The sequence below is a fragment of the Campylobacter sp. RM9328 genome (assembly GCF_012978615.1).
In genome coordinates this window covers 1-2,902 of the sequence record NZ_LIWF01000029.1, presented here as the reverse complement: position 1 = coordinate 2,902, position 2,902 = coordinate 1, and the positions used below count along the sequence as shown (strand labels likewise).

Here is a 2,902-nt window from a genome sequence, read left to right as displayed (position 1 = left end):
ATGTACGTCTCGCAGTTAAGCTGGCTTATGCCTTTATACTCTACGAACGATTTCCAACCGTTCTGAGCCAACCTTTGTAAGCCTCCGTTACACTTTGGGAGGCGACCGCCCCAGTCAAACTACCCACCAGACATTGTCCTACCTAAGGATAACTTAGGCTAGTTAGCTACCCAAATAAAGAAGAGTGGTATCTCAACAATGGCTCACCATAAACCAGAGTCTATGGATCAAAGCCTCCCACCTATCCTGCGCATCTTTATCCAAATAGCAGTGTCAAGCTGTAGTAAAGGTCCACGGGGTCTTTCCGTCTTGCCGCGGGTAGGAGGAATTTTCACCTCCACTACAATTTCACTGGATCCCTCTTTGAGACAGCTCCCATCTCGTTACGCCATTCATGCAGGTCGGTATTTAACCGACAAGGAATTTCGCTACCTTAGGACCGTTATAGTTACGGCCGCCGTTTACTCGGGCTTCGATCAAGAGCTTCGCTAATGCTAACCCCATCAATTAACCTTCGAGCACCGGGCAGGCGTCACACCCTATACATCCTCTTACGAGTTAGCAGAGTGCTGTGTTTATGGTAAACAGTCGGGAGGGACTCTTTGTTGTAACCTTCAATGCTTTGGGAGTAAATCTTAATACAAAGTTAGGCACACCTTATACCGAAGATACGGTGCTATTTTGCAGAGTTCCTTAAAGAGAGTTCTTCCACGCGCCTTAGAATACTCATCCCACCCACCTGTGTCGGTTTACGGTACGGGCAATTATTACTAAACTTAGAAACTTTTCTTGGCTCGATAGTATCATGGATTCTCCATCTACTCCGAAGAGCGTCAAGAGCCTTTGAGGTCTCGGATAGAGAGTTACGGATTTGCCTATAACTCAACCTACGCCCTTAGACTAGCACTTCCATCCGCTAGCTCCACTAACTTTAAGCGTCCTTCCATCGCACATAATAATTGGTATTGGAATATTAACCAATTTTCCATCGCATACCCCTTTCGGACTTTGCTTAGGACCCGACTAACCCTACGATGACGAGCATCGCGTAGGAAACCTTGGGTTTACGGCGAAGGGGATTCTCACCCCTTTTATCGCTACTCATGCCTGCATGCTCACTTCTATCCGCTCCAGCACTCCTTACCGGTATACCTTCAACGCTGAATAGAACGCTCTCCTACCACTTGCACTTAATTCTAACTACTTCTAATTATTTTAGCTAAACTATTTTCTCATAATTTAATTTATATGAGTGCAATTAAATTATGAGAAATATAACTTAAAAGCTCATAGCCAAATTTATAATTAGAATTAAGTGCAAGTCTAAAGCTTCGGTACTCATTTTAGCCCCGTTATATTTTCCGCGCAGAATCACTAGACCAGTGAGCTATTACGCTTTCTTTAAAGGATGGCTGCTTCTAAGCCAACCTCCTGGTTGTTTCAGTAACTCCACATCGTTTTCCACTTAAATGAGATTTAGGGACCTTAGCTGTTAGTCTGGGTTGTTCCCCTCTCGACGACGGATTTTATCACTCGCCGCCTGACTGCTGTGATTACACTTTGCGCATTCGGAGTTTGATAGGGTTTGGTACATTGGTGTATGCCCTAGCCCATTCAGTGCTCTACCTCACAAAGTTACTACACAACGCTATACCTAAATATATTTCGGAGAGAACCAGCTATCACGATGTTTGATTGGCCTTTCACCCCTATCCACAAGTCATCAGGAGCCTTTTCAACGGCCGTCTGTTCGGTCCTCCACTGGCTCTTACACCAGTTTCAACCTGCTCATGGATAGATCACATCGTTTCGGGTCTGCAGCATCTGACTATACGCCCTATTAAGACTCGCTTTCGCTACGGCTCCGGGTTTCCTTAACCTCGCCAGACACCACAACTCGCAGGCTCATTATGCAAAAGGCAGTCCATCACCCTGATAAATCATAGGGCTCTGAATGATTGTAAGCAAATGGTTTCAGGTTCTATTTCACTCTGATCACCTCAGTTCTTTTCACCTTTCCCTCACGGTACTTGTGCACTATCGGTCTAGTAGTAGTATTTAGGGTTGGATAGTGGTCTACCCAGCTTCAGACAGGATTACACGTGTCCCGCCCTACTCAGGATACTGCTAAGTATAAACGCACTTTCATATACGGGAGTATCACCCTCTATGCTTAAGCTTTCCAACTTATTCTATTAGATTGTTTAAGTCTATATTGCAGTCCTACAACCCCACTAGCAAGCTAGTGGTTTGCCCTCTTACGCTTTCGCTCGCCGCTACTAGCGTAATCTCGTTTGATTTCTTTTCCTGTTGGTACTAAGATGTTTCAATTCCCAACGTTCGCTCCGCATTGCGGTAGTATATATCACTATATACTGGGTTGCCCCATTCAGAAATTCCCGGATCAAAGCCCCTTGACGGCTCCCCGAGACTTATCGCAGCCTGGCACGTCTTTCATCGCCTCTACTAGCCAAGGCATCCACCATTTGCTCTTAGTAGCTTACCTTTTTTAATTAGATTATTGATATTCTAATTCGCATCACTTCCTTGTTAAAGATAAAAATAGATAGCTAATCTTAAAATATAAAGAAGTTTTTACTAGATTTTACTAGATTTTTTTACTACTCTTTTCTTTTATTAAAGATATGGCTATTAGATTTATAATATTTGAATTTAAATTTAATAAGACGGAAAGTATTAACTACTATTAAGTAAGTTTTAAAGCTTAATAGCTTGTGAAGTTAATATTTATAAACTATATCTTTTATATTATTGGGATAACAGTGTTTGATATAGAATATTTGAAATTAAACTAAATTCAAAGCTCTAACAAGTCCTGTAAAATTGTTTTAAATATTAAAACTTGATTGTGACTTTTAACAATGGTAATTTAAGTAACTTT

The 2,902-nt window shown here is 42.0% G+C and carries 1 rRNA gene; it reads right to left on the bottom strand.

What is annotated here, in order from left to right:
* Positions 1 to 2,506 (bottom strand): 23S ribosomal RNA (locus tag CCAL9328_RS10385); the annotation flags it as partial.
* Between the last annotated feature and the right edge of the window lie 396 nt (positions 2,507 to 2,902).